The organism is Trichothermofontia sp., assembly GCF_053493415.1.
This window is the reverse complement of the sequence record NZ_JBRCAD010000197.1, coordinates 1-17003: the sequence shown is the minus strand read 5'-3', so window position 1 is coordinate 17003 and position 17003 is coordinate 1. Positions and strand designations below refer to the sequence as shown.

Sequence of the window (17003 nt, the reverse complement as noted above, 5' to 3'; positions counted from 1 at the left end):
CCCCAACACCGCCCCCTATGCCTTCTGAACCCCTGGCCAACCCAACCCATCCGGACGAACCGTTGCCCGTATCCGATCGCGCTTTTTGGGGCCGGGTTTTGCTGTGGGGGGGGACTGGGGTTTTCCTGTTAGTTTTGGCCATCTTGGGACGTAACTGGGAGGCACTGAACAGCCATAGTGTGCCGTCGCCGGTACCGAAACAGGCCTCACCCGCCACCACTTCACCCGCCACTGCACCGACCCTGACACCACTGCCCCCGGTGACTCCGACCACCGATGGCGAGACATTGCGCCATACCAACCAGATTGTGTTGATGGCAGCGGAAGGGTTGATTAACCAAGCCCCCTATCAAGCGTCGTCCTACAGCAAGGCGATCGCCCTCGCCAGCAAGATCCAACCGGGTGAACCCCTCTACGAAGAGGCTCAAATCGCCATGGAAGCTTGGAGTCGGGAAATTATGACGATCGCCCGGGAGCGAGCAACCTGGGGCAATCGGCAACAGGCAATTGCGGCTGCCCGACTGGTCCCCCCGGCCCAGACCAAGGTCTACCAAGAGGCCCAAGCCGCGATCGCCCAGTGGCAGTAATCATCGCATCTGCAACAAGAACACCCACTTCCCAGCCCTCACTCCTCACTTCTCACTCCTCACTTCTCACTCCTCACTTCTCACTCCTCACCCATGCCTGATGCCCTAGGCCGCTATCACGCCCTACTGGATACGGGGGCTGTTGATCTCAGCCAACCGCTTCCCCCCTGCATTTGGCGGAATCCGCTGAAGGTGGGGTCTAGCCGCTTTGTGGACTGGCTTCAGTCTGAGGCGATCGCCGCCGTCCCCTTGGCATGGTATCCCGAGGCTTTTCGCTGTCCGGGCTGGCAGAAACCAGGGGCAACCCTGGCCTTTGCGGCGGGATGGTATTACGTCCAAGAGGAAATTGCGATGACGGCGGTGCAGGCCCTTGATCCCCAACCGGGAGAGGTGGTCTTAGACCTTTGTGCGGCACCGGGGGGAAAAACGGCCCAAATGGCTTTGCGGGTGGGGCAGGAGGGACAGGTGGTGGCCAATGAGAAAAATCTCACGCGCCTCGCTAGTCTGACCACGACGATCGCCCGTTTAGGGCTGTGGAATGTGATCACAACCCATGCGGATGGTCGGGAAATTGCCCTCCCTAACCATGCCTACGATCGTGTATTGGTTGATGCACCCTGTTCGGGGGAGGGGACCTTTCGCAAACAATCAGGCCGCGATCGGGCTTCAGCCAAATCCTGGAATGCGGCTTTTAGTCAGCGGTTGGCGCGGGTGCAGCAGGCTCTCCTCGATCGCGCCTTGCAATTGGTCAAGCCGGGGGGTGTGGTGGTCTATAGCACCTGTACCTTTGCCCCGGAGGAGAATGAGGCGGTGATCGATGCGGTCCTAGGCGATCGTGGGAGTCTGGAGGCGATCGCTTTAGGGGATCTCCAGTCTCAACCCGGATTAGGCCGTTGGCAAGGGCAAGCCTACCGCGCGGATCTGCACCATGCCCGTCGCTTTTTCCCGCACCACAATGACACCGGTGGGTTTTTCCTCGCCCGCATCCGGCGCACGACAGCCCATCTGACGCCGACAGTCTCCCCAACCGTGGCCTCACCGGTACAGCCCATTGCCCCCGATGCGGCGATCGCCTGGTTGGGCGATCGGTTTGGCTTGGCTCCAATGGCCCTCGCTAATTTCCAGCTTTGGACCAAAGGCAAAGATAAGCTGTGGGCCACGACTCGTACCTGTCAACCCACTGTGCCCTTGGTTCCCCAAAGTTTGGGGTTGATCTTGCTGCGGATCGGACAGGCCGATTACAAGCCGACAACTTTTGCCCTGCAAGCCTTGGGGACGCAACTTCAGAAAAATGTGATGGTACTGACCACGCCAGCAGCGGTTGTGCAGTTTCTTCAGGGCCATTCCCAACCCCTCCAGGCCGATGTACAGTCGGGCTATGTCCATGTGCGCTATCAAGATTTTGAACTGGGGTGTGGCCTGTACCGGGATGGCTATCTCCACTCCCAAGTTCCCAAGGTGCTGCGATCGCTCCCCCTAAGGCCCTGGGCAACTCCCCCATCGCTCTAGAACCAGTGTTCCTTCGCGATGAACCCCTGAGTACAGCGGTTGGCAGGGTACTAGGCAACCCACGGCTACGGAATCGGTGTGTTGATCTTTGGGGACGAGTTGACGAGAAATCACACATCCTGTTGATGCAAATCACTAGCAGCACTTACCAGGATCACACCCCATACGCCATTGAATCACAGCCCACATTGCGGAGATATACGACAGTATTATTACGGACGTAACTTCCAGGGTGCGGATTACGCTTTAACATTCCACCGTAGATTTTCGAGTCGGGTGTGCTTCAGCCTTTCCTCCCAAGCCCACTGACAAGCTGTTGGGGGCACCTGCTTTATCCGTACTTCATCGTATCGCCATCACTGCTATGAATGTTACTTCGCCGCAATTTCGGTCTGCAAAACACTCCCCACAACCAACGGCCCCCATGTCAACAGAGTCGTTGGCGATCGTTGTTGAACAAATTTTCCAGGCGCGTCGTATCACCCGCGACCATCAGCAATTAATGATGCAACTGTTGACCTGCGATGCCTTAAGTGAACAGGATCATGCACTGATCAACCAGGTTTATGATGGTTTACGCAAAGGTTTTTTACGAGTTGCTTAACTCTTGATCAACCATCAGTTTTTGTCACTACTGTTGGTGTGTATAGATTAGCCAAGGGGATATTATCCAGTATTTGGATTGTCCTCTTTATATGTTTTGATATTGCTTTGTATTGATTTATGCAGCTTGATTAAAGTGTTTTATAGTAGTCCTAAATTATATAATGCTGTCCATGAAAAGTTTGGGAAGGCGTCGGCGTTAAATACTCTGCTGAACCTTTCTGTAACTTTAGACTCTCAATCCCACGCTCGACATAGGACTGGGGCCGTTTGCTAATTAAACCAGAACTGCCCCCCCAATTTGCCTGAGTCTCTCGATAGGGGAGGGGCGATCGTACTAAAACATTAACCTTGGTGAATCTTTGTGTGCTTTGTGTCTTGGTGGTAGAAAAAAGGGAACCACTAAGACACGAAGGGCGCGAAGGGGGCACGAAGGGGATGCAAGGGGCGTTGCCGGAACGGACGGAGCAGGTGGCGAAGGCGTTGGTGGATGCGGCGTTTAAGGTCCACTCGAAGCTGGGGCCGGGACTATTGGAGAGTGTGTACCAGGCGTGCATGGTGCATGAGTTGAAGAAGAAGGGGTTATTTGTGGAGGCTGAGCAGCCGCAGCCCATCATCTATGAGGATATCCAGATTGGTTCGGCGTTTCGGTTAGATTTGGTGGTGGAGCGGTGTGTAATTGTAGAACTAAAGGCAGTTGAGGTGATTTTGCCAGTGCATCGGGCGCAACTGCTCACCTACCTGAAGTTATCTGGCCATCGCCTCGGCTTCCTGGTTAACTTCAATGTGTCGCTGATCAAGCAAGGGATTCAGCGGTTTATTGTCTAACTTGGTGAACCTTGGTGCCCTTGGGGTCTTGGTGGTTACCACAAAGGCACTAAGAACACGAAGGCACACTAAGATCTTGGGTGGACCTTGGTGCCCTTGGTATCTTGTTAAAGGAAGGATTAACTGGAAAGCAGCCCAAGTTAATCATTACAACTCAAATAACGCTGCAAGCGGCTCCTCCCCAAAGGTAGAAAGCTCATCCCAATCCGGCTCCGCCTCTTGCCATACCCCCTGCACCACCTGCCAGCGCTCCTCAGCACCCGCCACACCCCGCTCTGCTGCCTGCCGCAGATCCGCCAAGGCCTGCTCAATAAGGGCACAAAGTTGCACCAAGCTTTGTGTTCCTTATTGTTCTTAGTGCCTTGGTGGTTCGATTTCCCAAAAATCACAATTCAGCATGGCATCCGGGGCCTGATCAAACGGCCACTCATCTGGAAAATTCACTGCTGGATAGGACTTACGCACCCCCTTCAAGGCCAATCGCCATCCAGTGTCAAACGCCGCATCCCAATAATTCTTTAGACTCGGTGAATCCTCCAATTCCAATTCAATCTGTCGCCGCTGCTCCTCAATAGTATTCTCCCAACCGCGATAGTCACCCGGCGAGGGCACATACAATCGCTTCAGCAAATGCTCCAGCAACACCAGCAGGTGGCTTTTAAGTTCCTTCCGCTGCGATCGGCCCAAGGCATCAATCTCCTCAATTAAATGATCGAGATCTAGGTGTTCAAAATCTCGTGCCTTAAGTTGGGCAACAGTTGCCTCTGTCCAAAGCAAAAAATCCTGTTCATAGAGTGATTGGGTCATTTTGGTTTACCGCTTAAGTTTTCACCACGAAGGCACGAAGGGCACAAAGTTGCACTAAGCTTCGTGTTCCTTAGTGTGCTTAGTGCCTTGGTGGTTCACGAACTTAGCCAACAGCATAATCAGTAAAGGGCCGACGGTGCGGTGGTTGGAAACCCAGGACAATATCGGATTTAGGAATCCCGCGATCGAGCAGTTCTTTACCAATATCAATCTCAGTACCATTATATTGAATCCAAACCTTGCCATCTTTAAGATCGAGATGAAGCACACACCCATAAACCCGTCGTCGATTGGACCAACCAACATTGACAACCTGATAGTGATCCCGTTGAGTGTCGAAAATACACTGGGAATCGATCTCCTCATTAGAACGGCGATCGCTATAGCCCTGCAAAATCGCTTGAATGATTTCTCGATACCGATCTAGTTTTTCCATTCTAAAGTCTCCTCTTTTTGTTCATCGTAGATTAAAATCTTTAATTGCATTCGTAGTCACCAACCTCGTGAGTAGCTTAATCATCCTCGGCCATATTCGCTCTGAACAACAGCGCTTTGCTGAAGCCGAGCAGATCTATACCCAAATCAAAACCCAATTTAGCCTCGTTTTAGGACCACATCCCCTCCGCGCCGACCTCGATACCAGCCTTGGCCATCTCTACGCCAAACAAGGGAAATTTCGCCAAGCCGAGCAGCACTACCAGCAAGCGATCGCCCATCTCGAACCGCTTTACGGTCCCGATACCCCCCGGTTATCCCTCCCCCAAGCTGGACTAGCCGATGTCCAAAGATTGGCCCTGCTAAATTTGCCCTGCTAACACAACTGCCTTGAGCGATCGTACCCTGCACCTATCCCGAAAAATCCGAAAAACGGGATAAGACAAGGATGTCAAATTTCATTGCTAGCGCGATCGCTGCCTGATTTTAATGCTGACAATAGAAATAGCCAGGAGCCGTCCGCTGGTGCGACGCGATTGTGCAATTGTGCAGGCTGGATGAACTGGCAAGGCTAAATGACTGGCAGGAGGGAGGCCCCATGTATCCAGATGCGTCGGCAAAAACCAAACATCCCCACTCCCTGCGCCTAGTTGGGTTGGTAGGATTAACGACTCTGTTTTGGTTGCTGCTATTAGCAACAGCCGTTGCCTAATTGTTGTGACTTCCTTCTCAACCGGTGGCTGTGCCGCTTTTGGCTGACTGGAAGCGGGGGAAGGGGGATTGGGTTGCCAAAATTTAGGACCACACCCCAGCCGCAAGGAGTCATTTAGCGGCGACTGCTGTTAGGATTCGTCTACTGCTACCCATCGAAATATGAAAAAAATCTTTGTCCTGGATACCAACGTGCTTCTGCATGACCCGAATGCCATGCTGCGGTTTCAGGATAATGATGTTGTGTTGCCGATGACGATTATCGAAGAACTCGATCGCTTCAAAAAGCAGCCAGAGATGACTGGACGTAATGCCCGTCAGGTGTCCCGGAACCTCGATCGCCTGCGCCAAAAGGGGCACCTCACGGAAGGCATCCCCCTGAATGGGGGGAGCGGAGTATTGCGGGTTGCGCTGTGCCACCGTAAGACGCTGCAAGAGTTACCCGCTGAACTAGAGGGCGATCAGGGGGATAATGCCATCCTGGCTGTGGCTCTGGAACTCAAGCGCCAGTGCCAATGTCCGGTGGTGTTGATCAGCAAAGACACCAACCTGCGGATTAAGGCCGATGCCCTAGACTTGCGGGCCGAGGACTACGAAACTGACAAGGTGGATGTCGAAGAACTGTATACAGGCGCGGCGGAGGTGTGGGCGGCTCCAGTCCTGATTGATCAGTTCTATCAGCAGGGCAGTATTACCCTGGAGACTGAATTGCTGCCCAATGAAGCGATCACACTGGTGGATGAAACCAATCCCTCCCATACGGCCCTAGGGATAGTGGGCCAGGCGGGGGAAATTGTGTCTTTAATCAAATTACCGAATACGGGGGTGTCCCGGATTCATGCCCGCAACCGGGAGCAGAAATTTGCCCTGGAACTGTTGCTGCGAGACTCGGTGCAGTTGGTTACCCTGGTAGGCAAGGCGGGGACGGGAAAGACGTTGCTGGCGATCGCGGCGGGGTTGCAGAAGGTGGCGGATGAGAACCTGTATAGTCGCCTGTTGATTTCGCGCCCGATCGTGCCAATGGGCCGGGATTTGGGCTATTTGCCGGGGGATGTCTCGGAAAAACTGACCCCCTGGATGCAGCCGTTGTATGACAATTTTGATTTAATTTTTGGGGTGCATGAATCCTCTGGGAAAATGGGGCATTGGCAGCGAGGACATGAGGAGTTAATTGAGCGCGGGTTACTGCAAATTGAACCCCTAACCTATATTCGAGGTCGTAGTTTACCCAAACAATTTCTCATTGTGGATGAGGCTCAAAATTTGACGCCCCATGAGGTGAAGACCATCCTCACCCGTGCGGGGGAGGGCACAAAGGTTGTCCTCACGGGCGATGTGGATCAGATTGACAATCCCTATGTGGATGCGGCTAGTAATGGTCTGTCCTATGTGGTTGAGCGGTTTAAGCAGGATGCCCTAGCGGGTCATATTACGTTGTTCAAGGGTGAGCGATCGTCCCTAGCAGAACGGGCGTCGGTGTTGCTCTAGAAATCAACTGGGCGGCGTAGGGTCTCATCTCAGTTCACGACTGGGGGGCGCTAACCGGAATATTCCCCGATCGCCTAAACTTGACATGGCTAACCCAGGCGATATTCAAGAAGACGCCATCACTCCTCCCGCAGTATTGGTATTTTGAATCAACCCAACGAACCTACCCCGATCGCCGGGACTGATCGTCCTGTGCCCCCCGATCCCGTTCCCGCAGCGTCTCCCCTGGAGCGTCGTCCGATCGTTGCGGTGTTTGATTTTGACGGTACCCTTACCCACAACGACTCGTTCTTGGTTTTTCTCCGACAATCGGTTGGCAGGGGCCGGTTTTGGCTGGGCATGGCGCTCCTGTTCCCCATCCTTCTCGGTTATGCCCTACGGCTGATTCCCAACTGGCGGGCCAAGGAAATTGTCCTGACCTATTTTCTGAAGGGCCAATCTCTGGAATTAGTCCAGCAGTGGGGACGGCGGTTTGCTCGGCAAGGGATTGCTCCCCTCTTACGACCAGAGACCCTCCAGCGTCTTCGCTGGCACCAGGAACAGGGGCACCAAACCCTTGTCATCAGTGCGTCCTTGATGGTTTATTTGCAGCCCTGGGTTGACCAGATGGGGATTGATGCGGTTGCCGGGACTGAGCTGGTGGTGGAGGCCGATCGCATCACTGGCAAAATTCAGGGTAACAATTGCTATGGCCCGGAAAAAGTTGCCCGGTTACACCACCTCCTCGGTGATCCGCGTCAGTTTTATCTCTACGCCTATGGCGATAGTCGGGGTGATCGTGAGTTATTAGCGATCGCCGATGTCCCCCATTACCGCAATTTTGGATCGGTCGAGACGGGAAACCTCCCCCCCACCTGGGAACGGGGCCTGATGCTTTCGGTCATTGCTGCCGCCACCCTCTACCTGGCGATCGTTCTTTGGAGTGGCCTTGGGCAGTTTTGGCAGGCCTTGAATTTGTTGCCGGTTTGGCTGCTGCCCAGTCTGGCTGGGGTTGTCTTTCTGGGCTATGGACTGCGCTTCCTGCGTTGGCAGTGGTATTTAGTCGCAATGGGCTATTGGGTGCCCTGGAGCCACAGTTTTCGTATTTTTTTAGCCAGTTTTGCCCTGACCGCTTCGCCAGGGAAGGCGGGTGAGTCGATTAAATCCCTCCTGCTCAAACGTCAATACCAGATCCCGATCGCCCCTACGCTGGCGGGTTTATTTTGCGAACGGTTTACCGATGCCCTTTCCGTCGTGCTGTTGATCTGCCTCAGTCTGTCCACTGCCGCTGATTTGCAATGGCTGGTACTGACGATCGGCCTCATTCAACTGGCCCTTATCCTGTTACTACAAAAACCAGCGTGGGTGAAACGGGGGATTTTACATCCCCTGGCCCGCTGGTCGAAACTAAGGGCGATCGCCGATAAGTTTGAGCATCTCATTGACAGCGCCAGCACCCTCCTCAAACCTAAAATTCTTGCGGGCAGTACTCTCTTGGCCTTTATGGCTTGGGGGCTGGAGGGTCTGGTCTTGTATGTCCTGTTCCAGTTCCTCGGGGCGACCATGATTACCCCCTACCAGGCTGTGCTGATCCACACGGCGTCCGGCTTACTCGGCGCCCTGACCTTTTTACCGGGTGGAATAGGCGGCACGGAGGCCTTGCTAATTGGTTTGTCCGTGTTTTATGGCGCGACCCAAACGATCGCCGTCACGGCCACCTTCTTAATCCGCTTGTTAACCCTGTGGTTTGCGGTAGCGATCGGGATTGTGGCCCTCATTGTGGTACAACGGCAATCGGCCTTGCCAACGGCGGAGTAGCCGGACCAAGCAGGGTCGGGCTAGGTGCCAAAGCCTAGGAACTACGGCGATTTCCCACCAGGAGAGGGCTGGCTGCACGCTCCTGGGTCCTCCGCGATCGCGAGGCTGGCATCGGCAAACTTATATTACGTCATGTAACAACTGGTTTTCCTGGCTGACAATTTGACGGAAAGTATTTTCATTCAGCCATTCTGTTGCATTAAGGAGTCTATTCGTCATTATGCTGTCAGATACGCAAGTTTTTGTGGCGCTAGTGGTTGCCCTTATCCCCGGTATTCTGGCATTCCGGCTGGCTACGGAACTGTATAAGTAACCCTAGAGGTGGCATGAGTGCGTATGTACTCATGATCCGACCCTCAATTCAGACAACTCACTAGCCCTAAGCTCCTTGACGCCGGGAGATTAGGGTTTTTTCGTGGCAGCGAGGGATTTTATTGACCTACCGACAACACACGGCATACCCGCCTATTTCACCTAGTAGAGTAGGGCTACACCTTCCTGCAAGCGGCTGAGGTGGCAGGGCACAGCCACGCCCGCATGATGGCGGAAACCTACGGCAAAGCGCTAACCCGCCCCCCACTACCAGAGTATTTATGTACCAGTCCGTAATCCATCCGTTATGCCTGGTCTAAATATGACCAGATAAGACAAGGTACGGACATACTAGAAACCCCCAAACCATGACGGCGTGGGGGTTTGTCGTCTGAAACCTAATGGAGCTAAGCGGACTCGAACCGCTGGCCCCCTCAATGCCATTGAGGTGCTCTACCAACTGAGCTATAGCCCCGGATTGCGTATTCCATAGTGCCCTGTGGAGCGTCCCTTCGTCAAGGGGAACTGCCAATTTTCTTCCCAGTAGCCAGTGCGATCGCCCTGCTCCCGCAACGATCGCCGCCCCAGAGGATTACTCACCAAACTTTTGCTTCGCCTGCTCGTAGATTTCTACCGTCACCGCCGTTGCTCCCAACGCCTCCTGGGCAAACTTTTCGATCTTCTTTCGGGCCATTGGCCGCACAAAAAACGGAATTTCCTGCAGCCGCGCTTCTGCCTCCGGGTCCCAAGTCACCGCATGACTCATTTGGATTTCACCTCAACCGGGTCTACTGCCTGATCACAACGCTACGGGTCATTGCCCTAAGCCTCGATCCTACCCTAGTGCTGTCACCCTTAGTCTGGCGCTTCCGGCAACCATTGGGCCAAGCGCGATCGCAACTCCCGTCGTTGGGCTTCCCAGGCCGCGATCGCCGTTGGCTTGGGCACCCCCTGCCACTGTAGCAACACCACCCCATCGGCATAGGCTACGACCGCATATCCCCCCTGCTCCTGGGCCTGCTCAAACACCGTCAACGTTTCGGCCAACTTCGCCCGTGCCCCAGCAAACGCCAGTTGATAAGACAAATTCCAGAAATCCGCGATCGCATACTCCATATTGATCACTTGGAACTGATCATCCCGCACTTGTAAATAGGGCAACTGGAGCACCGCCCGCCGCCCCGACACCTGGGGCACCAAAAACCGCGAAGCCGACACACTGGCCGTGGGCGGAATTTGCGCCAAGACCTGATGAATCTGGCTCACATGGTGCCACTGCCGAGGCAACGACACATATACCCAGGGTTGAAGCGAGTCTGGCATCAGGAAATACCACGCCCGGTGGGGATTCGCAGTCAGGGTAAACAGGAGGGATAGGGCAATACAACCGGCCCAAAACCGCCGCAATCGACGCGACGGTAGGCTCGGCCCCGTTGCGCCAGCGATCGCAGTGGCTGCTGATGGGGCTAAACGCTGGGACCACCACAGGATCGCCCCGTAGAAGAGGCCCGGAATCACCGGAGTGGCATAGCGCACATTGATGGATAGCGCTTCGGTTCCCTGTTGCAGAAGGATTTGCAGCAACGGTAGCCCAGAGATGACCCAACTCGCCGGGGCGATCGCGGGCACAAAGGCCAACGGCAACCCGTGACCGAGTAAATAGCCCAGTGTTGCGCCCACGGGGGTTACCAACTCAACGAATAATTGCCACGGTTGACGGGCGATCGCCGCGATGATTGCCAACGTTGAGGCATCGTCTGTCGTGACATATTGGCCAAACCGCTCGATCATAAAGCGCCGCGAAATATCCGCCGAAAAGATGGGCATGACGACCCCTGTGATCAGCAGGATATAGCCGATACTGAGACCCACCAGCAGCCCCCCCCGTCCTGGGTCCCGTTTACTCAGCACCAGATAGGCCCCAATCCCCACCAGCACCACCCCCGCATCTTCGCGGATCGCCAACGTCAGGATTGCCCCCAGCCAAAACAGCCAATACCAGCGCTTTTCCAATCCCAAGAGCAAACCAAAAACAAAGAGGGGGAGTTGGCAAGCATCATAAAAATTCCCCAGGGCAGGCCCAATCACCGCATTAGCGCCGTAGTAACTGGCGGCAATCCAGGTGGCCAGTTGGGGCGAGAGCCGTTGACGGGCGAGGACGTAGAGGACTAAACCAGCAGCGGTCGCAAGGCCCACCTGGAGCACCAGCAACATCGCTGGCGACGGCCAGAGGGCATAGAGCGGCAGCCACAGCAGCAGGGCCGGGGTGAAGTGTTGCCCCAGACGGTGATAGTAGACCGTAGGGACTTCGCCATCGTGGATGACGTTGGTCGAAAGTTGGGAGGACAGGGAACTTTGGAAAAAATGACCGTGGAGATTGTTCCAAAAAACCTGGTTAAAAATCCCCTGATCGTTGGTTGTATAAAACGTGAAGTAGCGATGGAGCGACAGCCCCAAGACGATGATGAGAAAGATCAGGGCATAACGCCCCACCGGGGCCAGCGTTGGCAAGGGTTTCGGCTTCAGCGTGATCACAGGTTAGAGAACCGTTTTGAAGTTGGCCAACCAGGTCAGGATGCGATCGTTGACAATTTCGGGACGTTCATCGTGGGGGCAGTGGCCCGTCTGGGGGATAGCCATGAATTCAATGGTGGCTGGCCAGTGGGGCTGCTGGAAAATTTGCCCGCCGGTGACGGGCGTCCAGGGATCAGCATCGCCCCAAAGCACTAAAAGAGGACAGCTTACACGGGGCAAGAGGTCACGGGGGTGGGGACCGGCGGGTGCGGTCAAAATCGAGGCAAACACCTGCTGCGCACCCGGATCACAGGCAGGGGCATAGAGCATCTCCACCAACTCCTCCGTGACGGCTTCGGGGTTACCATACACCTGTTTCAACGTGGCGCGAATCCGGTGCTTTTGGCGAATGCGATCGAACATAAACTGGCCCAGCCAGGGCGAACTCACCACCCGCGTGAACGTACCCATGATCAGACGCAGTGGCCAGGGTAACTCCTCTGGCCGATGGTTTAAGCCACCCGCACAGTTGAGCAGCACCGCCGCTTGCGTCATGTGAGGGTAGTCCGCTGCCATCATCAGACTGAGCAGGGCACCGATCGAATTGCCGATGAACACCGCTGGCTGTTGTACCTTCTCAGCCCAAAAATCTGCCAGGAGCGCTTGCCAAAGGTCGAGACTATAGTCCAAGGGGGGTTTTTCAGAGTGACCAAAGCCCAGCAGATCAAGGGCTAAGACCCGATAACCTGCCGCCGCCAGGACGGGAATATTTTTACGCCAGTGACCGATCGCGGCCCCAAAGCCATGCACCAAAATCAGGGCGGGGCCACTTCCCACATCCACATATTGAATATGATGGCCGCGCCATTGCCAGGTTTGTTGCGCCTGAACGAGCGTTGCTAGGGAGAGCCAGAGGTTTGTTGTTTCAGTGGTTAAGGTTTCGGTAGTCACAACGGCATGGCAGGGGGTAAACATATCATTGCCAGAGGTGCCCCGACCACGGCTGATTAGGACCCGGCAATTTCAATTATCTTAACGATAAATTTCGTCATAAACTAGGCTGACGGGCAAAGGGGGAGGCACCGGATGGGGACCATTGATGGCCTGACAGGTTGGGGAGGAGGGGATTGCAACGACGTCAATGACCCAGGATGGCGCGATCGTCAATATAACTCTTCGCAATGGGCATCAGTCCTAGGGGGTTTGCCTATTGGCGTCAGCATAATCGCCCAACTAGGGGTTGACAAGACGCACGATGAACGCACAATAACAATATTCCACCAGCCCCGTCCGGATTCCTGGTCTACCGCTGGGAAACTAATCAATGCCTGGGTTCGATATCATAAATTTAAGTTGCCTGACATGGCAATGTTGCAGTGCTGCATCCCCGGAGTGTTATATGGCTCGTTATACTGGTCTGTTTACCGTCGCAACCCCTGTTGACAACCTCCGGAACTTACTTACGGAAGTCCTGGAGTCCTGTAATTTTGACGTTATCTATGATACTGGCGACTACATGATGGCACGGGAAATCCCAGGGAAAGTGGCCTTTGCCAAGCTGGTAACCGTCGAAGTGCTCATTGATAAAAGTACTGCCACAGATGAGGAAGTGCGGATGAAGTTTGTGGCGAAGAATGAGGAACTCCCCCTCCAGATCAATAACCACTGCCGTAAAATGTTTGATATGGTCAATGAGGCGATGACCCAAAATAACCATTGGGAATTGCTAGAGAGCGTTACGGGTTAACGCGTGGTCCCTGGTATCGCCACTCCCAGCGCCAACCTTCTCCTGATCGCTGGGCCATGCCATCGGTTTTGGGCGTCATCGATCGCTACAATGGCCAGAAGACCTTGCGGAAATCAAAAAAACATGTCGGGACACAAGCTCAGCGAAGTAGAACTACAACAGGCACTTGCCAACCTACCCGGTTGGGTGATTCGTGAAGGCAAATTACATCGAGAGTATCAATTTGCCTCCTTCACCGTCGCGATGGCCTGGATGGTGGCCGCTGGGATCGAGGCTGAAAAAATGAACCACCACCCGGAATGGTTTAATGTTTACAACCGGGTCCGCGTGGATTTAGTCACCCATGATTTAGGGCAGGCCATTAGCAGCCTGGATGTGCAACTGGCCCAAAAAATGGAACAGCTCGCCCAAGTCTGGTCCCCTGCCTAATCCGGAAATAGTTGGCAATCAGGCAATACAGCCGTTCCCTCTCTAGTTCCCTCTCTAAAATGAAGTACGGTCAAGCCTTGCGAACCAGGGGCTTAAGCCCCTGGTCTGTACCTCACTAGGTATGGAAGTGCTGTAAAAGTAATTTGTGGGGTAGGCGTCCCTTTGCCCCAGTCCGGTCTTTGATTTATCCCTTTATAGCGGTAGTCACATTCCTTAGGACATTTCCAAGGCTGTGATTAACAAGGGGCTTAAGCTCCTTGCCCTGGTCCTAACCTCAATGACAATGGCTATAACGCTGCTCCCTTCTGCTCAGCACCGATCGCCGCTGCGAAACTTAGATCAGGGAGAGTTCTCCTAGCACTTCCAGCCGTTTGTAGGGGCTGATACTGGTAAAGGTTTCCGCCAGCGCTTCCGCGATCGCAGGGGTAATCCAACCCAACTGCTTCAGCAATTGGATGGCCGCCGCGTGTTTGGCCCGTTTCGCGCCATCGCGTACCTTAATCGCCAACCCCATACCCTCCCCCACTCGGCCAATGCACTGAATCCCTTCCGCACCCCCCTTGCTAACCAACTCTCCCTGGGTTAGTTGCATCAGAACCGTGTCAAACTCACCCTCTCCAGCAATTAAATCGGGGTGTCCTGTCATGGCTCGAATGATGCGCTCCATATCCAGATTATTGCCCGAACTCAGTTGGGCGTAGAGACAGGCCATCTGACTAATCTGAAACAAGTAGGTAGGCGCGCCACAGTCATCCCGCGCTTCGATAAATTCCGCCGCAGGCATCCGCAGCAGTTCCGCAATTTTGCTGAGGATCAACTGCTGCACCGGGTGTTTGTATTGGGTGTAGCTGCTCAGGGGCCAATTCCGCTGCCGACAAACCGTAAGCATCCCGGCGTGTTTGCCCGAACAATTGTGCTCTAGGGGACTCCGCTTGCCCGGTGGCGTAGGACACTGGAGGGCTGACGGGTCGATGTCCGAGCGCCACAAGACATTAAATGCCTGTCGGGCTTGCTCCACGGTCCCCTTATGGGAACTACAAATAATGGCCAGATCACGATCGTTGAGACCATAACGAGCTAGGGTGCCTGTTGTGGTAACGGCTAGGGCCTGAAAAGGTTTGAGCGCCGATCGCACAAAGGCTGTTGTTTCCGAATTACCGGCCACGGATAGGACGCGCCCGCGATCGTCACATACCACTGCTTCAACGCAGTGAACAGACTCGGCAATGCCCTCCCGCAACAGTTGCACCTTAAGTTCGGGAGTTTGTGTTCGTTTTCCCTTGTTCATGCACAAAACTGTAGCATTAGCCGGAGCAAAACGGGCAACCGCCCCTTGCTTTTTTAGGGATTGCTGAGCAGCGGCATACTCGGGGATAGGCCAGGTGTCAACGGGAACGATGGGCAAAACTGTAGGGGTAGGTCTACTGGGAGATAGGACCCTGCGATCGTCCGCTACCCATAACCTACCCCATGCCTTGTCGCCCCAAACGGGGTAACTGCCCGTTATTTGCGGTAAGGAACTGATTTCTCAATATCGATATTGAGCGCCGAAAGCCGCTGGGGTTGATTACCCTGCGGATTGATGGCACGTGCCATGTTGAGGAACAGGGCGGGGCTGCCAGCACGAGGCTGACGATCGTAGGTTGTGTAACGACGCACAGAACTTTGCCAGATCGCTTGCGGGAAGCCCAGCTTAGCCCGGTAGTAGGCATCGTAACGCGGCGACTTAATGTTGAAGGGCACTTCGCCAGTTGCGCGACCAGACAAGATCCGCCGCCGCTGATAGGGAACAATATTTTCCCCAAAGGCTTGCAGATATTCTTCACTGTTAAGTAGCTGATCTACAAAGCCGTTAATCCCCTTCGTCGCAACCACGATTGACCAAGCAATCTTTTCCCGCTGGCTGTAGACATCCCGGCCCAGCACACGCTGTACTGTTTGCTCAACAAAGCGGTAATTGCTGTTGAGGTCATAGAAACTGCGCTTGTAGGTATTGGATAGCAACAAACCGCGAATAAAATCCCGAACCGTGATTTGCCCATTGCGCAGTTGCGACTCCAGGAACTTCTCCCGATCCACCGCAAAGGCATGGAAGAAAATCTGACGGTAGGCTGCCTCAATCAGATTCCCCATATCTGCCGGGGACAGTAGGTTGTCAGTGGAGTAAATCCGGGGCTGTTCATCCCCAGGGACCTCATAATTCACCACCCGCTGATTCTGGGAAACGGGGGGATATTGTAAGAGAGGAATTGCCACGCCTAAAAATCTCCCTTTTCTTACGAAATCTTACAAAACTACTCATAATCATATCGGGAGGGGGGTCGTATTATTCGATTTAGTCTGATAAAAATTACATAACTTAACCTGATGCTCAGAAATAGCTGAAGTGCTTTTCTGGTAAGGGATTAGCCCGATGGCAGTTGGGCAAGTGGCGGCGGCAAGGGGATGGCGTTGGTGAAGGCCGAACGGGCGGTGGGGGCTACTCCCGTGGCGGTTAGGGGGCAGCGATCGGGGACGGACTCAGGACCGTTACTTGGGCTGGCCAGTCCGGCGTGGCTCCCCGCCAAAAGGCCAGTGGCTCGGCGGTGAAGCGATAAGGGGGATAGGTTTTCAGGGCATCGGCATCGGTTGCGGGGGGCGGCGGGGGCAGCCCCAATCCTCGGCAGAGGTGGGTGAGCGATCGGGCAAAGGCGGCATGATGTCCTGGGGAGCCAACCTGGGCATGGGCATACTCATGCACTACTAGTCGCCCCCAGTCAGGCGGGATAACCCGTCCCACATCGATTAAGAGCGTTATCGGGTTAGTCTTGAGGTTACACACCCCATCTACTCGAAATGAGGCGGCCAAGGGGGTTGCCAACACCTGTAGAGAAGGCTGTTCCCAGGGTAAAAAACAGGCATGGCAGGCTTGCACATAGGTATCCAGGTGGGCATTAACCGTATCGATATGGGTTCCAATCCAGGTGCAGATCGTCTCCCGCCCCTCACGATCGTCCACCACTGCAACCAGCTCAGGCAAGAGGGCCAGGGAACGCAGGCCATAGAGATAATCTAGTCCCCGGCTAAATGCATCGGTACGGGTCGTCAGGATCAGCTTGACAACTCCCCGGCCTAAAGGCGCGGGGATTCTTGGCTCACAGGGTGTCTTAGACATTGCCCTCACCAAGCTTCTTGACGATGTGCCCCACCGCTGCAATCCCGCGCTGCCTCACTACCTGAGCCGCTGCTACATCCCG

20 protein-coding genes and 1 tRNA gene are annotated in these 17003 nt (G+C 54.6%); 10 read left to right on the top strand and 11 right to left on the bottom strand.

All coding sequences use genetic code 11. The annotated features are described in order from the left end of the window. From ACWIUF_RS17410 to ACWIUF_RS17395, 4 genes are all read left to right on the top strand, one after another. Positions 1 to 587, top strand: a 587-nt coding sequence (locus tag ACWIUF_RS17410) for a hypothetical protein (protein WP_448573791.1), incomplete at its 5' end; no start/stop codon positions are given. Positions 588 to 680: 93 nt separating this feature from the next. After that, positions 681 to 2096 (top strand): methyltransferase RsmF C-terminal domain-like protein, encoded by a 1416-nt coding sequence (locus ACWIUF_RS17405; RefSeq protein ID WP_448573790.1) that lies wholly within the window; start codon positions 681 to 683, stop codon positions 2094 to 2096. Positions 2097 to 2520: 424 nt separating this feature from the next. Beyond that, positions 2521 to 2700: a hypothetical protein gene (locus ACWIUF_RS17400; protein ID WP_448573789.1), complete on the top strand. Its 180-nt coding sequence runs from the start codon at positions 2521 to 2523 to the stop codon at positions 2698 to 2700. 437 nt (positions 2701 to 3137) lie between these two features. Next, positions 3138 to 3527, top strand: a complete 390-nt coding sequence (locus ACWIUF_RS17395) for a GxxExxY protein (protein ID WP_448573788.1) — start codon at positions 3138 to 3140, stop codon at positions 3525 to 3527. A 147-nt stretch (positions 3528 to 3674) separates the two neighbouring features. Here the strand turns inward: ACWIUF_RS17395 and ACWIUF_RS17390 are convergent, their stop codons facing one another. The 3 genes from ACWIUF_RS17390 to ACWIUF_RS17380 form a co-directional block, all read right to left on the bottom strand. Then, positions 3675 to 3860: a hypothetical protein gene (locus ACWIUF_RS17390; RefSeq protein ID WP_448573787.1), complete on the bottom strand. Its 186-nt coding sequence runs from the start codon at positions 3858 to 3860 to the stop codon at positions 3675 to 3677. 21 nt (positions 3861 to 3881) lie between these two features. Further along, positions 3882 to 4334 (bottom strand): DUF29 domain-containing protein, encoded by a 453-nt coding sequence (locus tag ACWIUF_RS17385; RefSeq protein ID WP_448573786.1) that lies wholly within the window; start codon positions 4332 to 4334, stop codon positions 3882 to 3884. A 103-nt stretch (positions 4335 to 4437) separates the two neighbouring features. After that, positions 4438 to 4770, bottom strand: a complete 333-nt coding sequence (locus tag ACWIUF_RS17380; protein ID WP_448573785.1) for an element excision factor XisI family protein — start codon at positions 4768 to 4770, stop codon at positions 4438 to 4440. Positions 4771 to 4837: 67 nt separating this feature from the next. Between ACWIUF_RS17380 and ACWIUF_RS17375 the strand changes: the two genes are divergently transcribed. The 4 genes from ACWIUF_RS17375 (at position 4838) to psaM (ending at position 9078) form a co-directional block, all read left to right on the top strand. Further along, entirely contained in the window at positions 4838 to 5149 is a 312-nt protein-coding gene (locus ACWIUF_RS17375) for a tetratricopeptide repeat protein (RefSeq protein ID WP_448573784.1), read from the top strand. A gap of 493 nt (positions 5150 to 5642) precedes the next feature. Beyond that, the gene (locus tag ACWIUF_RS17370; protein WP_448573783.1) at positions 5643 to 6968 is read left to right on the top strand and encodes a PhoH family protein; all 1326 of its coding nucleotides are present in this window, start codon (positions 5643 to 5645) and stop codon (positions 6966 to 6968) included. 144 nt (positions 6969 to 7112) lie between these two features. Further along, positions 7113 to 8765 carry an HAD-IB family hydrolase gene (locus ACWIUF_RS17365; RefSeq protein WP_448573782.1) on the top strand — a complete coding sequence of 551 codons (1653 nt, stop codon included), beginning with the start codon at positions 7113 to 7115 and terminating at the stop codon, positions 8763 to 8765. 220 nt (positions 8766 to 8985) lie between these two features. Next, complete coding sequence (gene psaM / locus ACWIUF_RS17360) at positions 8986 to 9078, top strand: photosystem I reaction center subunit XII (RefSeq protein ID WP_265900903.1); 93 nt, start codon at positions 8986 to 8988, stop codon at positions 9076 to 9078. A 401-nt stretch (positions 9079 to 9479) separates the two neighbouring features. On the opposite strand, the gene ACWIUF_RS17355 is transcribed toward psaM, so the two are convergent. The 5 genes from ACWIUF_RS17355 to ACWIUF_RS17335 all read right to left on the bottom strand — a co-directional run bounded on the left by ACWIUF_RS17355 (position 9480) and on the right by ACWIUF_RS17335 (position 12566). Beyond that, a tRNA-Ala gene (locus ACWIUF_RS17355) sits at positions 9480 to 9552 on the bottom strand. Next, positions 9543 to 9677, bottom strand: coding sequence for a hypothetical protein (locus tag ACWIUF_RS17350; RefSeq protein ID WP_448573781.1), 135 nt, complete (start codon positions 9675 to 9677; stop codon positions 9543 to 9545). Before ACWIUF_RS17350 ends, ACWIUF_RS17355 begins: the two co-directional genes overlap by 10 nt. Beyond that, on the bottom strand, positions 9670 to 9843 hold the full coding sequence (locus tag ACWIUF_RS17345; protein ID WP_448573780.1) for a PCP reductase family protein: 174 nt from the start codon (positions 9841 to 9843) through the stop codon (positions 9670 to 9672). Before ACWIUF_RS17345 ends, ACWIUF_RS17350 begins: the two co-directional genes overlap by 8 nt. A gap of 89 nt (positions 9844 to 9932) precedes the next feature. Further along, entirely contained in the window at positions 9933 to 11612 is a 1680-nt protein-coding gene (locus tag ACWIUF_RS17340; protein WP_448573779.1) for a DUF2079 domain-containing protein, read from the bottom strand. 3 nt (positions 11613 to 11615) lie between these two features. After that, positions 11616 to 12566 (bottom strand): alpha/beta fold hydrolase, encoded by a 951-nt coding sequence (locus tag ACWIUF_RS17335; protein ID WP_448573778.1) that lies wholly within the window; start codon positions 12564 to 12566, stop codon positions 11616 to 11618. A gap of 424 nt (positions 12567 to 12990) precedes the next feature. Between ACWIUF_RS17335 and ACWIUF_RS17330 the strand changes: the two genes are divergently transcribed. Next, positions 12991 to 13338, top strand: a complete 348-nt coding sequence (locus ACWIUF_RS17330) for a hypothetical protein (RefSeq protein ID WP_448573777.1) — start codon at positions 12991 to 12993, stop codon at positions 13336 to 13338. Between the two features lie 123 nt (positions 13339 to 13461). Next, a complete protein-coding gene (locus ACWIUF_RS17325; RefSeq protein ID WP_448573776.1) occupies positions 13462 to 13767 on the top strand; it encodes a 4a-hydroxytetrahydrobiopterin dehydratase in 306 nt (101 codons plus the stop codon). Positions 13768 to 14101: 334 nt separating this feature from the next. Here ACWIUF_RS17325 and ACWIUF_RS17320 read toward each other — a convergent pair whose 3' ends face one another. The 3 genes from ACWIUF_RS17320 to ACWIUF_RS17310 form a co-directional block, all read right to left on the bottom strand. Continuing rightward, complete coding sequence (locus tag ACWIUF_RS17320) at positions 14102 to 15055, bottom strand: asparaginase (RefSeq protein WP_448573775.1); 954 nt, start codon at positions 15053 to 15055, stop codon at positions 14102 to 14104. Between the two features lie 215 nt (positions 15056 to 15270). Next, positions 15271 to 16023 carry a phycobilisome rod-core linker polypeptide gene (locus ACWIUF_RS17315; RefSeq protein ID WP_448573774.1) on the bottom strand — a complete coding sequence of 251 codons (753 nt, stop codon included), beginning with the start codon at positions 16021 to 16023 and terminating at the stop codon, positions 15271 to 15273. Positions 16024 to 16261: 238 nt separating this feature from the next. Next, positions 16262 to 16921: a hypothetical protein gene (locus tag ACWIUF_RS17310; RefSeq protein ID WP_448573773.1), complete on the bottom strand. Its 660-nt coding sequence runs from the start codon at positions 16919 to 16921 to the stop codon at positions 16262 to 16264. Positions 16922 to 17003: the final 82 nt, after the last annotated feature.

Bases quoted from the DNA above. Each gene is read 5' to 3' on its own strand.
- ACWIUF_RS17405 (WP_448573790.1), top strand. From the start codon at position 681: ATGCCTGATGCCCTAGGCCGCTATCACGCCCTACTGGATACGGGGGCT.
- ACWIUF_RS17400 (WP_448573789.1), top strand. From the start codon at position 2,521: ATGTCAACAGAGTCGTTGGCGATCGTTGTTGAACAAATTTTCCAGGCG.
- ACWIUF_RS17395 (WP_448573788.1), top strand. From the start codon at position 3,138: ATGCAAGGGGCGTTGCCGGAACGGACGGAGCAGGTGGCGAAGGCGTTG.
- ACWIUF_RS17385 (WP_448573786.1), bottom strand. From the start codon at position 4,334: ATGACCCAATCACTCTATGAACAGGATTTTTTGCTTTGGACAGAGGCA.
- ACWIUF_RS17380 (WP_448573785.1), bottom strand. From the start codon at position 4,770: ATGGAAAAACTAGATCGGTATCGAGAAATCATTCAAGCGATTTTGCAG.
- ACWIUF_RS17370 (WP_448573783.1), top strand. From the start codon at position 5,643: ATGAAAAAAATCTTTGTCCTGGATACCAACGTGCTTCTGCATGACCCG.
- psaM (WP_265900903.1), top strand. From the start codon at position 8,986: ATGCTGTCAGATACGCAAGTTTTTGTGGCGCTAGTGGTTGCCCTTATC.
- ACWIUF_RS17345 (WP_448573780.1), bottom strand. From the start codon at position 9,843: ATGAGTCATGCGGTGACTTGGGACCCGGAGGCAGAAGCGCGGCTGCAG.
- ACWIUF_RS17335 (WP_448573778.1), bottom strand. From the start codon at position 12,566: ATGTTTACCCCCTGCCATGCCGTTGTGACTACCGAAACCTTAACCACT.
- ACWIUF_RS17330 (WP_448573777.1), top strand. From the start codon at position 12,991: ATGGCTCGTTATACTGGTCTGTTTACCGTCGCAACCCCTGTTGACAAC.
- ACWIUF_RS17325 (WP_448573776.1), top strand. From the start codon at position 13,462: ATGTCGGGACACAAGCTCAGCGAAGTAGAACTACAACAGGCACTTGCC.
- ACWIUF_RS17320 (WP_448573775.1), bottom strand. From the start codon at position 15,055: ATGAACAAGGGAAAACGAACACAAACTCCCGAACTTAAGGTGCAACTG.
- ACWIUF_RS17310 (WP_448573773.1), bottom strand. From the start codon at position 16,921: ATGTCTAAGACACCCTGTGAGCCAAGAATCCCCGCGCCTTTAGGCCGG.